General features: G+C 63.5%; 13 protein-coding genes. 11 read left to right on the forward strand and 2 right to left on the reverse strand.

Translation table 11 applies throughout. The features are described from left to right. Positions 1–88 precede the first annotated feature (88 nt). The 7 genes from C9990_RS03840 to C9990_RS03870 all read left to right on the forward strand — a co-directional run bounded on the left by C9990_RS03840 (position 89) and on the right by C9990_RS03870 (position 9,788). Entirely contained in the window at positions 89–610 is a 522-nt protein-coding gene (locus tag C9990_RS03840) for an RNA polymerase sigma factor (protein WP_028618031.1), read from the forward strand. Between the two features lie 63 nt (positions 611–673). Further along, entirely contained in the window at positions 674–1,672 is a 999-nt protein-coding gene (locus C9990_RS03845) for a FecR family protein (protein ID WP_106802566.1), read from the forward strand. A 198-nt stretch (positions 1,673–1,870) separates the two neighbouring features. Continuing rightward, positions 1,871–4,531: a TonB-dependent receptor gene (locus C9990_RS03850; protein WP_106802567.1), complete on the forward strand. Its 2,661-nt coding sequence runs from the start codon at positions 1,871–1,873 to the stop codon at positions 4,529–4,531. An 81-nt stretch (positions 4,532–4,612) separates the two neighbouring features. Next, positions 4,613–5,233, forward strand: coding sequence for a heme acquisition protein HasA (locus C9990_RS03855; RefSeq protein ID WP_106802568.1), 621 nt, complete (start codon positions 4,613–4,615; stop codon positions 5,231–5,233). A 165-nt stretch (positions 5,234–5,398) separates the two neighbouring features. Then, complete coding sequence (locus C9990_RS03860) at positions 5,399–7,135, forward strand: type I secretion system permease/ATPase (RefSeq protein WP_106802569.1); 1,737 nt, start codon at positions 5,399–5,401, stop codon at positions 7,133–7,135. Further along, a complete protein-coding gene (locus tag C9990_RS03865; RefSeq protein ID WP_106802570.1) occupies positions 7,132–8,457 on the forward strand; it encodes an HlyD family type I secretion periplasmic adaptor subunit in 1,326 nt (441 codons plus the stop codon). Before C9990_RS03860 ends, C9990_RS03865 begins: the two co-directional genes overlap by 4 nt. Next, on the forward strand, positions 8,454–9,788 hold the full coding sequence (locus tag C9990_RS03870; protein ID WP_106802571.1) for a TolC family outer membrane protein: 1,335 nt from the start codon (positions 8,454–8,456) through the stop codon (positions 9,786–9,788). Before C9990_RS03865 ends, C9990_RS03870 begins: the two co-directional genes overlap by 4 nt. A 650-nt stretch (positions 9,789–10,438) precedes the next feature. Here the strand turns inward: C9990_RS03870 and trmA are convergent. Together trmA and C9990_RS03890 are read right to left on the reverse strand one after the other, a co-directional pair. Beyond that, positions 10,439–11,518, reverse strand: coding sequence for a tRNA (uridine(54)-C5)-methyltransferase TrmA (trmA, locus tag C9990_RS03885; protein ID WP_065910173.1), 1,080 nt, complete (start codon positions 11,516–11,518; stop codon positions 10,439–10,441). Further along, complete coding sequence (locus tag C9990_RS03890) at positions 11,515–12,810, reverse strand: NCS2 family permease (RefSeq protein ID WP_034100857.1); 1,296 nt, start codon at positions 12,808–12,810, stop codon at positions 11,515–11,517. Before C9990_RS03890 ends, trmA begins: the two co-directional genes overlap by 4 nt. Before the next feature lie 209 nt (positions 12,811–13,019). Between C9990_RS03890 and C9990_RS03895 the strand changes: the two genes are divergently transcribed. From C9990_RS03895 to C9990_RS03910, 4 genes are all read left to right on the forward strand, one after another. After that, positions 13,020–13,466, forward strand: coding sequence for a DUF4879 domain-containing protein (locus C9990_RS03895; protein ID WP_106802573.1), 447 nt, complete (start codon positions 13,020–13,022; stop codon positions 13,464–13,466). Positions 13,467–13,572: 106 nt separating this feature from the next. Further along, complete coding sequence (locus tag C9990_RS03900; protein ID WP_106802574.1) at positions 13,573–14,097, forward strand: (2Fe-2S)-binding protein; 525 nt, start codon at positions 13,573–13,575, stop codon at positions 14,095–14,097. Next, the gene (locus C9990_RS03905) at positions 14,094–15,083 is read left to right on the forward strand and encodes a xanthine dehydrogenase family protein subunit M (protein WP_106802575.1); all 990 of its coding nucleotides are present in this window, start codon (positions 14,094–14,096) and stop codon (positions 15,081–15,083) included. Before C9990_RS03900 ends, C9990_RS03905 begins: the two co-directional genes overlap by 4 nt. Further along, positions 15,080–17,263, forward strand: a complete 2,184-nt coding sequence (locus C9990_RS03910) for a xanthine dehydrogenase family protein molybdopterin-binding subunit (protein WP_106802576.1) — start codon at positions 15,080–15,082, stop codon at positions 17,261–17,263. Before C9990_RS03905 ends, C9990_RS03910 begins: the two co-directional genes overlap by 4 nt. Positions 17,264–17,336: the final 73 nt, after the last annotated feature.

Here is a 17,336-nt window from a genome sequence, read left to right on the forward strand (position 1 = left end):
CGACGGATCAGATTAGATATCAATTGAAAATCATTCTCGACAACGCTTAAGATGCCCGCCTGTTTCCTTAACATTCCAGGGAGTCGGTTTGTCGGACGTGGATCTCAAAGGCCTGTTTCTCAAGCACGCCGATACCCTGCGCGGGTATCTGGCGCGCAAGGTACGGGACCCGCAGTTGGCCGCGGACCTGGTGCAGGAGAGCTTCCTGCGCCTGGCGGAAAAGCCGGCCGGCGAGCGCATCGACAACTCCCAGGGCTATCTCTATCGAACGGCGAGCAATCTGCTGATCGACCATATTCGCCAGGAAGCGCGGCGCAAGACAGACTCCGTGCCCCACGAGGCGCTGGCCGAGATTGAAGATGAAGTGGCCGGGTTGGAGGCTCAGGCAATGGCGCAGCAACAGCGACAGGCATTGAAGCAGGCACTGGCGGAGTTGCCGGAGCGCACCCAGCAGATTTTCCGCCTGAACCGCATCGAGGGCATGACCCACGCCCAGGTTGCCCGGCACCTGGACATCTCCGATAGCTCCGTGCAAAAGCATCTGGCCAAGGCCTTGGCCTACGTGATGCAGCGCCTGCAGGACGGCGAGGTGGCGCCATCCGACGAATGAATTACCGAAAAACGCCAGGTCAGTCGTCACAGCGTTATATAACGAAAAATTCGAGATTCACACGTGAATAGCCAGGGTCCGCAACAGCACAGCATTACCGAGGTGGCCGCCGAGTGGGCGGTGCGCCTGCACGCCGGTGCCCTGACCGACCAGGAGCAGGCCGAGCTGCGCCATTGGATCGCCTGTGACAGTCGCCACGAAGCGGCGCTGCGCTTTGCCGAGCAGACCTGGGCGGCGTTGGGCGAGGTGCATAAGGATGAGGCGGTACACCGCCAGCGCCCCTCTGCGGCGGTGCTGCCGGTGCGCCGCTCGGCGCGGCGAAGGCCGTGGCAGCGGGCGGCGGCCGTCGCGCTGGTCGTGATGGCGGCGGGTGTCGGCTGGGTGCGCGGGCCGGATGCCTGGCTACGCCTGCAGGCCGACTATGTCACCCAGAAAGGCGAGGTGCGCACCGTGCACCTGGCCGATGGCAGCACGGTGGAGCTGGATTCCGCCAGTGCCATTCGCCTGGATTACGACGGCGTGCAACGGCGCATCAGCCTGCTCCAGGGCTCGGCGATTTTCGATGTGGCGCCCATGGTCGGCAAGGAGACCCGGCCATTCGTGGTGCAAAGCGCCGGCGGGCAGACCCGCGCGCTGGGTACGCGGTTTGTGGTGGACCGCGAGGAAAGCAGCCAGGCCTGGGTGGGCGTGTTGCAGCACAGCGTTGCGGTGTCCTTGCAAGCCTCGCCGAAAAAAGGCCCCAGCGACCGTGTGCTCCAGGAAGGCCAGGCCGCGCGCTACAGCCTCCAGGAGGGCATCGAGCCCTTGGATCAGTTCGATGTGGAGCGCGCCACCAGTTGGCGTCGCGGCGTGTTGATCTTTGATCGCCAGCCCTTGGCCAAAGTCATCGAACAACTCAACCGCTACCGCCCGGGGCGCGTGGTGTTGACCAGTGCGGACCTGGGCGATCGCGAAGTCAGCGGGGTCTTCCGCCTCGACATGCTCGACACCGCCCTCGGTACCCTGACCCAGGAACTGCAAGTGCAACGCCTGGACCTGGCAGGCCTCAGCCTGATCTATTAACACCCCTGCTGGTGGTGGCGCCCGCGAGATCTTTCCCACGCCATCGCCGGCAAGCCGGCTCCTGCGCGTGTCTTTGCCTGCCAATCGCCCTCATTTAAAAACTTTGAAAAAAATCTTACTGACTTCCTGCGCGTCGCACGTCTTGCTAGGTGAGAAGCATTCGCATAAACAAAAACGCTTACGCAGGGAAAAACACAAATGTCAGCACTCAACAAGGGGCGTATCACCGGTACCCGGTTAGCCCTGGCCATTCACCTGGGCCTGTTCGCGGCAGCGGCGCCGGTGTTCGCCGCACAGCCGCAAGTGGCAGCGGCCCAGCCTGCAGTGCTGACGTTCAATATTCCCGCGCAATCGCTCGGCAGTGCGGTATTGGCCTTCGCCGATCAGGCCGGCCTGCAGGTGTTGTTCGACAGCCAACGCCTGCAAGGCTTGAACAGCACCGCGCTGCAGGGCAGCTTCGGGGTGCAGGAAGGTCTCGGCCGCCTGCTCGGCGCCGCCCCGGTGGACTACCGCTTTACCGGCGAGCGCCAGGTCACCCTGACGCGCGTCGAGCAGACGACCACCCCGGCATTGTCGCTGGCAACCACCACCATCACCGGCCAGCACGCCCAGGATTGGGTGTACTCCTCGCCACGCTCGGTCAGTGTGGTCGGGCGTGAACAGCTGGATCGCAACCCGCCGCGCCATGCCGCCGAAATGCTCGAGGAGGCGCCAGGCGTCTACTCGGCGGTCAGTCAGCAGGACCCTGGCCTGTCGGTGAATATTCGCGGGATCCAGGACTACGGCCGCGTCAACATGTCGGTCGACGGCATGCGCCAGAACTATCAGCAAAGTGGTCACCAGCAACGCAATGGCACCCTGTATGTCGACCCGGAGTTGTTGTCCGAAGTCGTCATCGAAAAGGGCGCTACCTCCACCATGGGCGGTGCGGGCGTGATTGGCGGGGTTGCCAATTTCCGTACCGTGGAGGCGGCTGACCTGCTCAAGGACGGCAAGGAAATCGGCGGGCGCATTCGTCTCACCACGGGGCTGGGCGGGCGCAGCAACGGCACGCACTTTATCGGCAGCTCGGCGTTTGCCGTGGGGACCGACGTGTGGGACATGCTGGTGGCCGCCAGTGAGCGCCACCTCGGTGATTACAAACCTGGTACCCGAGGCAGCATCGGCGATCTGCGCACCGGCAGCTCCTTCCTGCCGAACAGTCAGGAACGGATCAAGAACACCCCCGTCGCTTATTCGGGCTCGGTGATGCGTTCGCGCCTGCTCAAGCTCGGTATCAATCTGCCGGTGGACCAGCGCTTGCAACTGAGCTATCTGACCACCGAGGTTGGCTACGATGATGTGAACATGATGACCGCCGAGAAAGCCCAGTTATGGGAAAAGCTTGGCAGCAGCAATGTCACGGCGCAGAACTTCGCGCTGGACTACAGCTACACGCCGGACAACCCGCTGATCGATTTCAAGGCCAAGCTCTACTACGTCGATACCCGCAATGACCAGAGCACCCTGACCCGTGGCAGCAGCAAGGGGTACGAGGTCACCTACCAGACCAACACCTACGGTTTGCAGGCCCAGAACATCTCGACCTTTGCCTTGGGCGAGCTGTCCGTGCTCAAGGCCAACTATGGGCTGGAGTTCTTCTACGACAAAGTCCGCCCGGACTCCAACCAAATGGTGGAGGCAGGCTCGGCGGTGACCGCTTCTGCAGCGGAAAGCATCACCCCCGAGGGGGACCGGGCACTCGGCAGCCTGTTCGCGCGCCTGGATTACGACTATGACAACTGGCTGAGCCTCAATGCCGGTTTGCGTTACGACCGCTATCGGCTGCGCGGCGAAACCGGCTTGAACACGCGTACCTTCATTATTGGCACCACCCGGCAGGTCGGCTTGCCCATGACCTACGACGTGGACCGGGAAGAGGGGCATTTCTCGCCGACCTTCGGCCTGTCGATCAAGCCTGGCGTGGATTGGTTGCAACTCTTCGCCACGTACGGCAAGGGCTGGCGCCCGCCGGCAGTCACCGAAAGCCTGGTCAGCGGCCGGCCCCATGGCGGGGGCTCGGAGTCGATTTTCCCCAACCCCTTCTTGAAACCGGAGACGTCCACTGCCTGGGAAGTCGGCTTCAACGTGCTGAAGGAAGACCTGGTGTTCGCCGATGACCGCGTGGGCATGAAGGTGTCCTACTTCAACACCCGCGTCGACGACTTCTCCTACATGGCCCTGGGCGTGCAGCCGCCCGGTTATGGCATCGCCAATATCGGCAATGCGGCGTATGTGAACAACCTGGAGACCACGCGTTTTCGCGGTCTCGAATACCAGTTGGATTACGACGCCGGGTTTGCCTATGGCCAGTTCAACTACACACGCATGCTCGGCAGCAACAAGTTCTGCAGCAAGACCGCATGGCTGGGCGGTGTCACCAAGATCCAGAAAGGCCCGGGTAGCCGTGCGCCTGTAGACGCGATGGTGCCGGACGACGTGGCCAATGCGGGGCAGAGCTGCAGCGCAATCCTGGGCTCCTCCGAACACATGCCGATGGACCGCGGTACCGCGACGCTGGGTGCGCGCTTCTTCGAGCGCAAATTGGATGTGGGCGTTCGCGCCCGCTACAGCGGCGGTTACTACGTAAAAGGCGGTGTCGGCGTGACCACGTCGCAAACCGGCGTTTATCCGGCCGACTGGAAGCCCTACACCGTCTACGACCTTTACAGCAGCTACCGCGCCACCGACCAACTGACCCTGCGACTGGCCATGGAAAACGTCACCGACCGCGCCTATCTGGTGCCGCTGGGCGACGTGTTGGCCTTTACCCTCGGGCGTGGGCGCACGTTGCAGGGCACCGTTGAATACCAGTTCTGACCGATTTTGCCCAGTGACGGGCAAAACCACAGCAGGCACTGGCTTGCTGTGGAGATACCACCCCATGACTTGGAGTTTTGCATGAGCATTTCTATTTCATACAGCACGACCTATGCCGCCAACACGGTTGCCGAGTACCTGAGCGACTGGTCCGCTTACTTTGGTGACTTGAACCACCGCGAAGGTTCGGTCAAAGAAGGTTCGAACACCGGTGGTTTCAATCCTGGCCCGTTCGACGGCACCCAATATGGTGTGTCGAGCACGGTCAGCAACGCGGCGGTGGTCGCCAACGGTGACCTGCACTACACCTTGTTCAACCCGCCGTCGCACACCCTGTGGGGGTCGATCGACTCCCTGAACCTGGGCACTATCCTGACGGGCGGCGCCAGCAGCGGTGGCTACACCCTCACCGAGCAGGAAGTCAGCTTCACCAACCTGGGCCTGTCGAGCCTGCAGTCCGAGGGCCGTGACGGCCAGGTGCACCAGATCATCTACGGCCTGATGAGCGGCGACAGCACGGCACTGGCCTCGGCGATCGACTCCCTGCTCAAGGACATCGACCCAAGCCTGTCGGTCAACTCCACCTTCGATCAACTGGCGGCAGCCGGTGTTGCTCATGTCGACTCGGCGTCGGTCGCCGCTGCCGATGTGGCGCTGGTGGGCGTCCAGGATGTGCCTCAGGACTTCGCCCTGGCAGCCTGATGCCATGAAAAAAGCGAATGGAAGATCGCTCTCCCATTCGCCGCATTACACCGCTGTCGCCAAGCCTTCTAACTCTTCAAGCGACGGCGGTGCCGAATTCTGCGCAGCGTCGCATGGCCTGTCAACGCAACGACGCTGCCCGCTCAACCCTTTGAGAATCCCCAGATGCGCCACGCCGGCAACGAAACCCTGGCCGCCCTCGCGGCTTATAAAAGTGGCTTCTTCAACATCGGCCTGTTCTCGGCGGTGATCAACCTGCTGATGCTGGCCCCGGCGCTGTACATGCTGCAGGTGTACGACCGGGTGCTGGCCTCGGGCAATCAGATGACCCTGCTCATGCTGACGCTGATGATCCTCGGCCTGTTCGGCCTGATGGGCGCATTGGAGTGGGTGCGTAGCCAGGTGGTGATCCGCCTCGGCACGCAGATGGACATGCGCCTGAACCAGCGGGTGTACGACGCCGCGTTCGAAGCGCAACTCAAGGGCGGCACCCAGGCGGCGGGGCAGGCGCTGCATGACCTGACCACCCTGCGCCAGTTCGCCACTGGCCAGGCGCTGTTCGCGTTTTTCGATGCGCCGTGGTTTCCGGTGTACCTGCTGGTGATTTTCCTGTTCCACCCCTGGCTCGGCCTGCTGGCCCTGGGCGGCGCGGTGATGCTGATCGCGCTGGCCTGGCTCAACCACCGCGTCAGCCAGGCGCCGATGGCCCTGGCCAGCCAACTGTCGATCAGCGCCAGCCAGCAGGCCACGGCGAACCTGCGCAATGCCGACACCATCGAGGCCATGGGCATGCTCGCCACATTGCGCGGGCGTTGGTTCCACCAGCACCAGGCGTTTCTTGCGCAGCAGAACCTGGCCAGTGAAAAGACCGCGGCCGTCACGGCCTGGTCCAAGGGCGTACGCCTGGCGTTGCAGTCGCTGGTGCTGGGCCTCGGCGCGTTGCTGGCGGTGCAGGGCGAGATCACGCCGGGAATGATGATTGCCGGGTCGATCCTGATGGGCCGCGTGCTGAGTCCCATCGACCAACTGATTGGCGTCTGGAAGCAATGGGGCTCGGCGCGCCTGGCCTACGAGCGCCTGTCGCAGATGCTTGAGGCCAACCCGGCGCGCCCCGAGCGCATGAGCTTGCCGGTGCCCAAGGGGCAACTGAGTGTCGAGCAGATCAGCGCCTGCGCTCCAGGCAGTCGGCGCCCGGCGCTGGCCAACCTCGGCTTCAACCTGCCGGCAGGCGAAGTGCTCGGCGTGATCGGCCCGTCGGGGTGCGGCAAGTCCACCCTGGCGCGGGTGCTGGTGGGGGCCTGGGCGCCGCTGGCCGGCAAGGTGCGGCTGGACGGCGCCGACCTGAGTCACTGGGACAAGCAGCAACTGGGGCCGCACATCGGTTACCTGCCCCAGGACATCCAGCTGTTCGCTGGCAGCATCGCGCAAAACATCGCGCGTTTTGAGGCGGTGGACGCCGACAAAGTCCTCGCCGCCGCACAAATGGCGGGCGTGCATGACTTGATCCTGCAACTGCCCCAGGGCTACGACACCCCACTGGGGGAGGGCGGTGCCGGCCTGTCCGGTGGCCAGAAACAGCGAGTGGCCCTGGCCCGCGCGCTGTACGGCTTGCCCGCGCTGATCGTGCTGGATGAGCCCAACGCCAATCTCGACGAGGTGGGCGAGCAGGCCCTGCTGCAGGCGATCACCCAGCTCAAGCAGCAGCGCCGCACGCTGATCCTGATTACCCACAAACCCAACGTGCTGACGCTGACCGACCAGTTGCTGATCCTCAAGGACGGCCAGTTGCAAGCCTTTGGCCCGACGGCGCGGGTGCTGGAAGCGCGGCAGAAACCTGCGGCGCCCAAGCCGGTGTCGACCATGAGCATGAGTTACCGCCTCGGTGAAGGAAAACAGGCATGAGCAGCAGTAAACCGGTGTTGGTCAGTGATCAGCCGAACAATGTGCTGGCGCTGGATGACAAAAAATACTCGCGCCTGGGCTGGTGGCTGGTGCTGGGTGGCTTCGCCGGCTTCCTCGGTTGGGCGGCATTGGCGCCGTTGGACAAGGGCGTGGCGGTGCCGGGCAAGGTCATGGTCTCGGGTCATCGCAAGACGGTGCAGCATCCGGCGGGCGGTATCGTCGAGCGCATCGAAGTGCGCGACGGTGACGTGGTCAACGCCGGCCAGGTGCTGCTGCGTTTGAAGGAAACCCCGTTGCGTGGGCAGATGCAGTCCCTGCGCAGCCAGTACCTTGCGTCCCTGGCCAGCGAAGCGCGCTTGAGTGCGGAAAGCGAAGGGTTGGCGGCGGTCACCTTTGGCCCCGAGCTGCTTGACGATCCCGAGGCTGCCAACACCCTGGACCTGCAACGCCAGCTGTTCAGCAGTCGCGCCCAGGCGCTGGCGACCGAGCAGCAAGGCCTGCGCGAAACCATCGCCGGGATCGAGGCGCAGCTACGTGGCACGCGCGACTCGCAGGCCAGCAAGGTCCAGCAACGTGCAACGCTGAGCGAGCAACTGCAGGGCCTGCGCGAGTTGGCGCGCGACGGTTACATCCCGCGCAATCGCCTGCTCGACAGCGAGCGCCTGTATGCCCAGATCGACGGCACCATCGCCGAGGACTACGGCCGTATTGGCCAATTGCAGCGCCAGGTCCTGGAGCTGCGACTGCGCATCCGCCAGCTCGGTGAAGACTTCCAGAAAGACCTGCGCGGCCAATTGGCCGATACCCGTACTCGCAGTGATGACCTGCGCAATCGCCTGGCCTCGGCCGAGTTTGAGCTGGCCAACAGCCTGGTGCGTGCGCCCGCGAGCGGTGTAGTGGTCGGCCTGGATGTGTTTACCGAAGGCGGGGTGATCAAGCCTGGCCAGGCATTGATGGACATCGTGCCCCAGGGCGAGCCGCTGCTGGTGGAGGCGCGAGTGCCGGTGCAGATGGTCGACAAGGTGCACCCCGGCTTGCCGGTGGAGTTGATGTTCTCGGCCTTCAACCAATCCACCACGCCACGGGTGGCCGGCGAGGTCACGCTGGTGTCGGCGGATCGCCAGGTCGATGAGCGCACCGACGAGCCTTACTACACGCTGCGCGCGCAGGTCAGCGCGGCCGGCATGCAGCAACTGGACGGCGTGCAGATCCGCCCCGGCATGCCGGTGGAAACCTTCGTCAAGACCGGTGAACGTTCGATGCTCAACTACCTGTTCAAACCGTTGCTGGATCGCACCCACATGGCCCTGGTGGAAGAATGAAGGCGTTGTTGTTCACCCTGTGTTTCAGTTGCGCACCGGCGGCGCAGGCCCTGGGTTTGTTGGATGCGTACGACTTGGCCCTGCGCAATGACCCGACCTTCCAGGCCGCGATCCAGGAGCGCGAGGCCGGCGAGGAGAATCGTGCGATCAGCCGCGCCGGGCTGCTGCCGAACCTGTCCTGGAGCTATAACAATTCGCGCAATGAATCCGAAGTGACCCAGAGCACCGCCGTGGGCAATGTCACCAGCGACCGCGATTACCGCAGCTATGCGTCGACCCTGACCTTGCAGCAACCGCTGCTGGATTACGAAGCCTATGCGCGCTTTCGCCAGGGCACTGCCCAGGCGCTGATGGCCGATGAACGGTTTCGCGGCAAGAGCCAGGAACTCGCGGTGCGCGTACTCAGTGCCTACAGCCAGGCGTTGCTGGCCCAGGAGCGTATCGAGCTGAGCCGCGCACAGAAACGCGCGTTTGCCGAACGCCTGCAACTCAATGATCGCCTGCTCAAGGGCGGGGAAGGCACGCGCACCGACGTGCTGGAAACCCAGGCCCGCCTGAGCCTGGCCCAGGCCGAGGAAATCGAGGCGCTGGACACCCAGGACAGTGCCCTGCGGGAGCTGGAAGCCATCGTCGGCCAACCGTTGCAGATCGAAGAACTGGCACCACTGGCTCGCCAGTTCGCGATTCCGCCGCTGGAGCCCAACCGTTTCGACACCTGGCGCGAACTGGCGATGGCCAACAACCCGGAGCTGAAGTCCCAGCACCACGCGTTGGACGTTGCCGAATATGAAGTGGAGCGTAAACGCGCCGGCCACATGCCCAAGGTCAGCCTCTACGCCAGCAGCCGCCAGACCAGCTCCGACTCCGAAAGCAGCTACAACCAGAAGTACGACACCAACAGTGTCGGCATCCAGGTCAGCCTGCCGCTGTTCGCCGGTGGCGGCGTGTCGGCGTCCACCCGCCAGGCGGCGCACCAACTGTCCCAGGCCCAATACGAACTGGATGCGCAAACCTCGGCGACCCTGGTGGAGCTGCGCAAGCAATTCAACCTCAACACCAGCGGCGCGGCGAAAGTGCGTGCCTACGAAATGGCCGTCAGCTCCGCCACCGCCTTGGTCACCGCGACCCAAAAAAGCGTCAGCGGCGGCGAGCGCGTCAACCTCGACGTGCTCGACGCCGAACAACAGCTTTACACCGCCCGCCGCGACCTGGCGAACGCACGGCATGCGTATCTGCTGGCGCGGATTCAATTGAAGTATTACGCAGGGTTGCTCAACGAGCAGGACTTGCAGGCGTTGGCAGGGTATTTCCAGCCCCCACCTTTGCCTTGAAATGCATGCCCCTGTGGGAGCGGGCTTGCTCGCGAAAGCGTTGTGTCATTCAACACATATACCGACTGACACCCCGCCTTCGCAGGCAAGCCAGCTCCCACAGGGGATATGTGTGCGCTGTGCTGTTGCATGCAGCTCGAACCTGCTGCTCGGATGTGGGAACTCTCGAGCCAGAGCGAGGCAGCGATGGCGGTGGCTCAGCCAACCCATATACCAACTGACCCTGAGTCATCGCAGTCAAGCCAGCCCCCACCTTTGCCTTGAAATGCATGCCCCTGTGGGAGCGGGCTTGCTCGCGAAGGCGTTGTGTCAGTCAACAGATATACCGACTGACCCTCCGCCTTCGCAGGCAAGCCAGCTCCCACAGGGGATATGTGTGCGCTGTGCGATTGCATGCAGCTCGAACCTGCTGCTCGGTTGTGGGAGCTCTCGAGCCAGAGCGAGGCAGCGAAGGCGGTAGTTCAGCCAACCCATATACCAACTGACACCCCGCCATCGCAGGCAAGCCAGCCCCCACCTTTGCCTTGAAATGCATGCCCCTGTGGGAGCGGGCTTGCCCGCGATGGCGGTGGTTCAGTCAGCACATCTATCAACTGACACCCCCCATAGGCAAACCAACCCCCACAGGCGATTTACGCTGTCCTGCCACCTTATCGGCGGGTCAGCAGCACGCCGGATTCCATATGGTGCGTCCACGGAAACTGGTCAAACAGGGCGCACTTGGTGATGCGGTGGGTGTCATGCAGTTGCGCGATGTTCGCCGCCAGGGTCTCCGGGTTGCAGGAGATGTACAGGATGTTGTCGAAACGCCGGGTCAGTTCGCAGGTGTCCGGGTCCATGCCGGCACGGGGCGGGTCGACGAACACGCTGCCGAATTCGTAGCTCTTCAGGTCGATGCCGTGCAGGCGACGGAACGGGCGCACTTCGTTGAGCGCCTCGGTGAGTTCCTCGGCAGACAGGCGCACCAGCGTGACGTTATCCACCGCGTTTTCATCAAGGTTGCTCAGCGCGGCATTCACCGAGGTCTTGCTGATTTCGGTGGCCAGCACTTTGCGCACGCGGGTTGCCAGGGGCAGGGTGAAATTGCCGTTGCCGCAATACAACTCGAGCAAATCATCCGGGCGATCGCCCAGGGCTTCGTACGCCCAGTTGAGCATCTTCTGGTTCACCGTGCCGTTGGGCTGGGTGAACGCGCCTTCAGGCTGGCGGTAGCTGAACGTGCGACCGCCGACCTCGAGCTTTTCCACCACGTAGTCATGGCCGATCACGTCGCGCTTGCCTTTCGAACGGCCGATGATGCTCACGTTCAAGTCGGCAGCCAGCTGGTTCGCGGCGGTGTGCCAATGCTCGTCCAGCGGGCGGTGGTAGCACAGCGTGATCATTGCGTCGCCGGCCAAGGTGGTGAGGAACTCCACCTGGAACAGCTTGTGGCTCAGCGCAGCACTGGCTTGCCAGGCGGCCTTGAGCTGCGGCATCAACTGGTTGATGCGCTGGCTGGCGATGGGGAATTCTTCGATCAGGATCGGCGTGCGTTTGTCGTCCTGGGAGAACATCGCGTAGTGGCGTTCACCGCCTTCGCGCCACAGGCGGAACTCCGCGCGCAGGCGAAAGTGCTGCAGCGGCGAATCGAAGACCTGTGGCTCGGGTGCGTCGAACGGGGCCAGCAGGTCACGCAAGCGCGTGACCTTGTCTTGCAGTTGAGCGGTGTAGCGTGCGGCGTCAAAAGTCATGCGTTGAACCAGCCCAGCTTGATCACAAACAGAATCGACAGAATCACCAGTGCCGGGTTCAGCTCACGGTAGCGGCCCGAAAGCAGCTTGATGGCGGTCCAGGCGATGAAACCGAAGGCGATGCCGTTGGCGATGGAGTAAGTGAAGGGCATCGCCAGGGCGGTGATCACCACCGGCGCTGCAACGGTAATGTCATCCCAGTCGATTTCGGCCAGGCCCGAGGTCATCAGCACGGCGACGAACAGCAGTGCCGGCGCGGTGGCGAACGCGGGAACGCTGGCCGCCAGTGGCGAGAAGAACAGCGCCAGCAGGAACAGGATCGCAACCACGATCGCCGTCAGACCGGTACGGCCACCGGCACTCACGCCGGCGGCGGATTCGATGTAGCTGGTGGTGGTCGACGTGCCCAAAAGCGAACCGGCCATGGCGGCGGTGCTGTCGGCGATCAGGGCGCGGCCCATCTTCGGCATGTGGCCGTCCTTGCCCATCAGGCCGGCGCGCTTGGCGACGCCGATCAGGGTGCCGGAGTTGTCGAACAGGTCGACGAACAGGAAGGCGAAGATCACGCTGACCAGGCCGATGTCCAATGCACCTTTGATATCCAGCTGCAGGAAAGTCGGGGCCAGCGACGGCGGCATCGAGGTCACGCCGCCGAACGGAGTGAAGCCCATGACGATGGACACGATGGTCACCGCCAGGATGCCGATCAGCACTGCACCGCGCACGGCCAGGGCTTCCAGCGCCACGATCAGCGCGAAACCGAGGGTGGCGAGGATCGGCGCCGGTTGCTTGAGGTCGCCCAGGCCGACCATGGTGGCCGGGTTGCTGACCACGATGCCGGCGTTGTGCAGGGCGATCAGCGCCAGGAACAGGCCGATACCGGCGGCAATTGCCGAGCGCAGGGGCAGCGGGATGCTGTTGATGATCCACTCACGGATACGGAAGATCGACAGCAGGAAGAACAGCACCGCCGAGATGAACACCGCGCCCAGCGCAACCTGCCAGGTATGGCCCATGTGCAGGACCACGGTGTAGGTAAAGAAGGCATTGAGGCCCATGCCCGGCGCCAGTGCGATCGGGTAGTTGGCGATCAGGCCCATCACGGTCGAACCGATGGCCGCCGCCAGGCAGGTCGCGACAAATACTGCGCCCTTGTCCATGCCGGTCTCGCCGAGGATGCTCGGGTTGACGAACAGGATGTAGGCCATGGCCAGGAATGTCGTGATGCCCGCGAGGATCTCGGTGCGCACGTTGGTGTTGTGTGCCTTGAGTTGAAACAGCTTTTCCAGCATGCCTGCTCCCTGTGACGCTATTTTGCGTCGTGATTTGTTGACCTCTAAGTCAAAGCACAAACTGCGCCAAGCGCCTGTGGTTCCAGAGAGGATCGGAAAAAGCGGCGCATCATACCAGCAGCCGAGGCCGTGTGGCGTATAGGCTGCGTATTCTGAAGCGTGGCCTTGAGGCATACTGCGCCGACGTTTAATCCAGGGTCATCGCCAGCATGAAAAAAGCCAACGCCAGCAGTCTAGCTCTGTTCGCCATAATCGGCCTTTGGCTCAGTGCGGCACCGGCGTGGGGCGCGACTGCACCGGCGTTGAGCGAGGTGCGGGTGTTCAAGGTGCAGTCGGAAGGTTGCACTGAAACCATCCCTGAACGCGCGGCCAGCACCCAGATGTGCACGCACCGTGGGCAAACGCTGGTGTACGTGATGGAAGTCGGCTTGGGCAACAGCTCCCAGGCGTTCTTCGATGGTGCGCCGGTTTCCGGCAGCAGCACCCCGATCTGCCAGGTGGGCTCCATCAGCCAGGCGTGCAGCGGCGCGGGCACGGTGATGGGCTACATCTATGCATTCCAGCTGAATATCAGCGCGGGTGGCACCTTCCAGTACAGCAACACGTCGATCAATCCGCCGCGCAACCAACTGGTTACCACCCTCAGCATTCGCTGATCGCCACCTATCAATTGCCTTGAACGCTCAATACCCCGGGAAGTCGTACCCCTGAGACGGCGACTTTCCTGAACGCCGCGGATGTATACCAACCCGTGAGGTGTTTATGAGCGCGACCCCCAATGGCGCGGCGGCCCAACCGTTCGCCAGCCACTCCATACGCCTGAGCCTCAATGGCCAGGACCGCCAGCTGGACGTGTTGCCCTGGACCACCTTGCTCGACCTGTTGCGTGAGCAACTGGATCTGGTCGGCAGCAAAAAGGGTTGCGACCACGGCCAATGCGGCGCCTGCACCGTGTTGCGCGACGGCAAACGCGTAAACGCCTGCCTGACCCTGGCGGTGATGTGCGACGGCGCCGAGCTGACCACTATCGAAGGCCTGGCCGACGGCGACCAGCTCCACCCGATGCAGCAAGCGTTCATCCAGCACGATGCCTTCCAGTGCGGCTACTGCACCCCTGGCCAGATCTGTTCCGCTGTCGGCCTGGCCAATGAAGGCCGTGCCCACGACACCGCGCAGATCCAGGAACTGATGAGCGGCAACCTGTGCCGTTGCGGCGCCTACACCAATATTCGCGATGCCATCGAAGACGCGTTGCCCCGCTGCCGCGCCGGGGGAGATCAGTCATGAACCCCTTCCATTACAGCAAGCCTGCGGATGTGCACGAGGCCGTGCACCTGAGCAGCGCCGCATCGCGCTTTATCGCCGGCGGCACCAACCTGCTGGACTTGATGAAAGAAAACCTCACGCGCCCCGAGCACCTGATCGACATCACCGGCCTGCCGTTGCAGGGTGTTGAAGAAACCGCCGAGGGCGGCCTGCGCATCGGCGCGCTGGTCAGCAACGCCGACCTGGCCTGGCACCCGCTGGTCGAGGCGCGCTACCCGTTGCTGTCGCAGGCGATCCTCGCCGGTGCCTCACCGCAATTGCGCAATATGGCCAGCACTGGCGGCAACCTGCTGCAGCGCACCCGGTGCTATTACTTCTATGACGCCGCCGTGCCCTGCAACAAGCGCGAGCCCGGCAGCGGTTGCCCGGCGCGCACCGGCTTGAACCGTATCCATGCGATCCTCGGCGCCAGCGACCAGTGCGTCGCCACCCACCCGTCGGACATGTGCGTGGCCCTTGCGGCATTGGAGGCACGGGTGCATGTGGAGGGGCGTGGCGGCGCGCGGGTCATCGAGTTTGCCGACTTCCACCGCCTGCCCGGCGATGCGCCGCAGCGTGATAACCAATTGGCCGATGATGAACTGATCACCGCCATTGAGCTGCCCGCCGACCACCTGGCGCGTCACAGTCACTACCTGAAAATCCGCGACCGTGCGTCCTACGCTTTCGCGCTGGTCTCGGTCGCCGCAGCCCTGGAGTTGGACGGTGACCGGATCGTCGACGCGCGCCTGGCCCTCGGCGGTGTGGCCCATAAACCGTGGCGGGATCGCGCGGTGGAAGCTGCGTTGATCGGCCAGGCGGTCAGCCGCGAAACCTTCAGCAACGCCGCCGATGCCCTGCTGCAAGACGCCGAGCCGTTGGAACACAACGGCTTCAAGATCAAATTGGCGCGCCGTGCAATCATCCGCGCCCTGAGCGACGCCGCCGTCGCCGGAGAACGCCCATGACCGCTCTCGGCAAACCCCTGGACCGTGTCGACGGTCTGCTCAAGGTCACCGGCCAGGCGCGCTATGCCGGCGAGTTCCCCGAGGCTGGCCTGCTGAATGGCAGTGTGGTCTCCAGCACCATCGCCAAAGGACGCGTAGTCAACATCGACGCTTCCAAAGCCTTGGCGTTGCCGGGCGTGGTCATGGTGCTCGATCACCGCAACCGGCCCAGACTCGCCAGCTATGACGATGCCTTCGCCGACGATGATGCCGCCGATGGCTCGCCGTTTCGTCCGCTGTACAACGACCGTGTGCTCTACAGCGGCCAGCCGCTGGCCCTGGTGATCGCCGACAACCTCGAACTGGCGCGGCATGCCGGCTCGCTGGTGCAGATCGAGTACGCCAGCGAAACCTTCGAAACCGACTTGGTGGCCCAGCAGGAGCAGGCCCACCCGTCACCGCAAACCCCGCCCAAGCCACGCGGTAATTTCCAGGCCGAATGGACCGGCGCCGCCGTGAGCCTTGACCTGCACTACAGCACCCCCATCGAACACCACAATCCGATGGAGCCGCACGCCAGCACCGTGCTGTATCAGCCGGACGGCACCCTGCATATCCACGACAAGACCCAGGGCCCGCAGAACTGCCAGGCCTATGTGCAAAAAGTCTTCGGCCTGGACAAGAGCCAAGTGCGCATCTTTGCCGCGTTCGTCGGTGGTGCCTTTGGATCCGGCCTGCGCCCGCAGTACCAGTTGCCGCTGGCGGTGATGGCGTCCCTGGCGCTCAAGCGCTCGGTGCGCGTCACGCTGACGCGTCAGCAAATGTTCACCTTCGGCTACCGCCCACGCACCTTGCAGCGTTTGCAGATGGGCGCGGCGGCAGATGGCCGCCTGATGGCGCTGGGGCATACGGCGATTGGCCAGACCTCACGTTTCGAAGACTTCAGCGAGCACGTGGTGGAGTGGAGCGGCATGCTTTATCACTGCGACAACGTGCAATTGACCTACCAGTTGGTGCCACTGGACGTATTCACCCCGCTGGACATGCGCGCACCTGGCGCGGCTCTGGGCGTGATCGGCCTGGAGTGCGCCATGGACGAACTGGCATGCGCCTTGGGCATGGACCCGGTGAAGCTGCGGCTGATCAACTACGCCGAGCGCAATCAGAACGACGACAAGCCCTGGTCAAGCAAAGCCCTGCGCGAATGTTACCGTGATGGCGCCGAGCGTTTTGGCTGGAACCAGCGCAACCCGGAACCGCGCAGCATGCGCGATGGCCGCCAGTTGATCGGCTGGGGCATGGCCGGTGGCGTGTGGGAGGCCCTGCAGATGAAGGCCAGCGCCAAGGCCCGCCTCGATGCCGAGGGCAAGCTGACGGTCAGCAGCGCCACCACTGATATCGGCACGGGTACGTATACGGTCATGACCCAGATCGCGGCGCAGGCCAGCGGCGTGGCGATGGACGACGTGCGTTTTCTGCTCGGTGATTCTTCATTGCCGACGGCGCCGTTGCAGGGCGGCTCGTTTACCGTGTCCTCGGTGGGCACTGCGGTGCAGCAAGCGTGCGAAGCCTTGAATGCCCAGTTGCTGGCCATCGCCCGGCAGACCTACCCGGTATTCACGCAGGCACAGTCCGTGCGGTTTGAAGACGGTCAACTGCACGCCGGTGACGTGAGCGTGTCGTTGGCGCAGTTGGTCAAGGACAGTGGCGAAGCAGCGTTGGAAGCCCAGGTCGACAGTGAGCCGGACAAAAAACGTGAGGGCTACAGCACTGCCACGCATTCGGCGGTGTTCGTCGAGGTGCGCGTGGATGAAGACCTCGGCACTATCAAGGTCAGCCGCGTGGTCAGTGCGATTGCGGCCGGGCGCGTGGTCAATCCAAAAATGGCGCGCAGCCAGATACTCGGGGGCGTGGTATGGGGCATCGGCATGGCCCTGCATGAAGAAACCCAGGTCGACCATCAACTGGGGCGCTACATGAACCACAGCCTGGCCGAATACCATATTCCGGTGAATGCCGATATTGGCGAGATTGACGTGATATTCGTCGAAGAACACGACGAGATCGTCAACGCGCTGGGTTCCAAAGGCGTCGGTGAGATCGGCATTGTCGGCGTGGCGGCGGCGGTCGCGAATGCGATCTACCATGCCACCGGCAAGCGAGTGCGCGAGTTTCCCATCACGTTGGACAAGGTGCTGTAACCCGGTCTTCGGACCACAGAAGAGCAAAATGTGGGAGCTGGTTTGCCTGCGATAGCTATCTGTCAGCCCTTCA

Origin of the sequence: Pseudomonas sp. S5D5, from assembly GCF_003013355.1 — a bacterium.
Classification (GTDB): domain Bacteria; phylum Pseudomonadota; class Gammaproteobacteria; order Pseudomonadales; family Pseudomonadaceae; genus Aquipseudomonas; species Aquipseudomonas aylmerensis.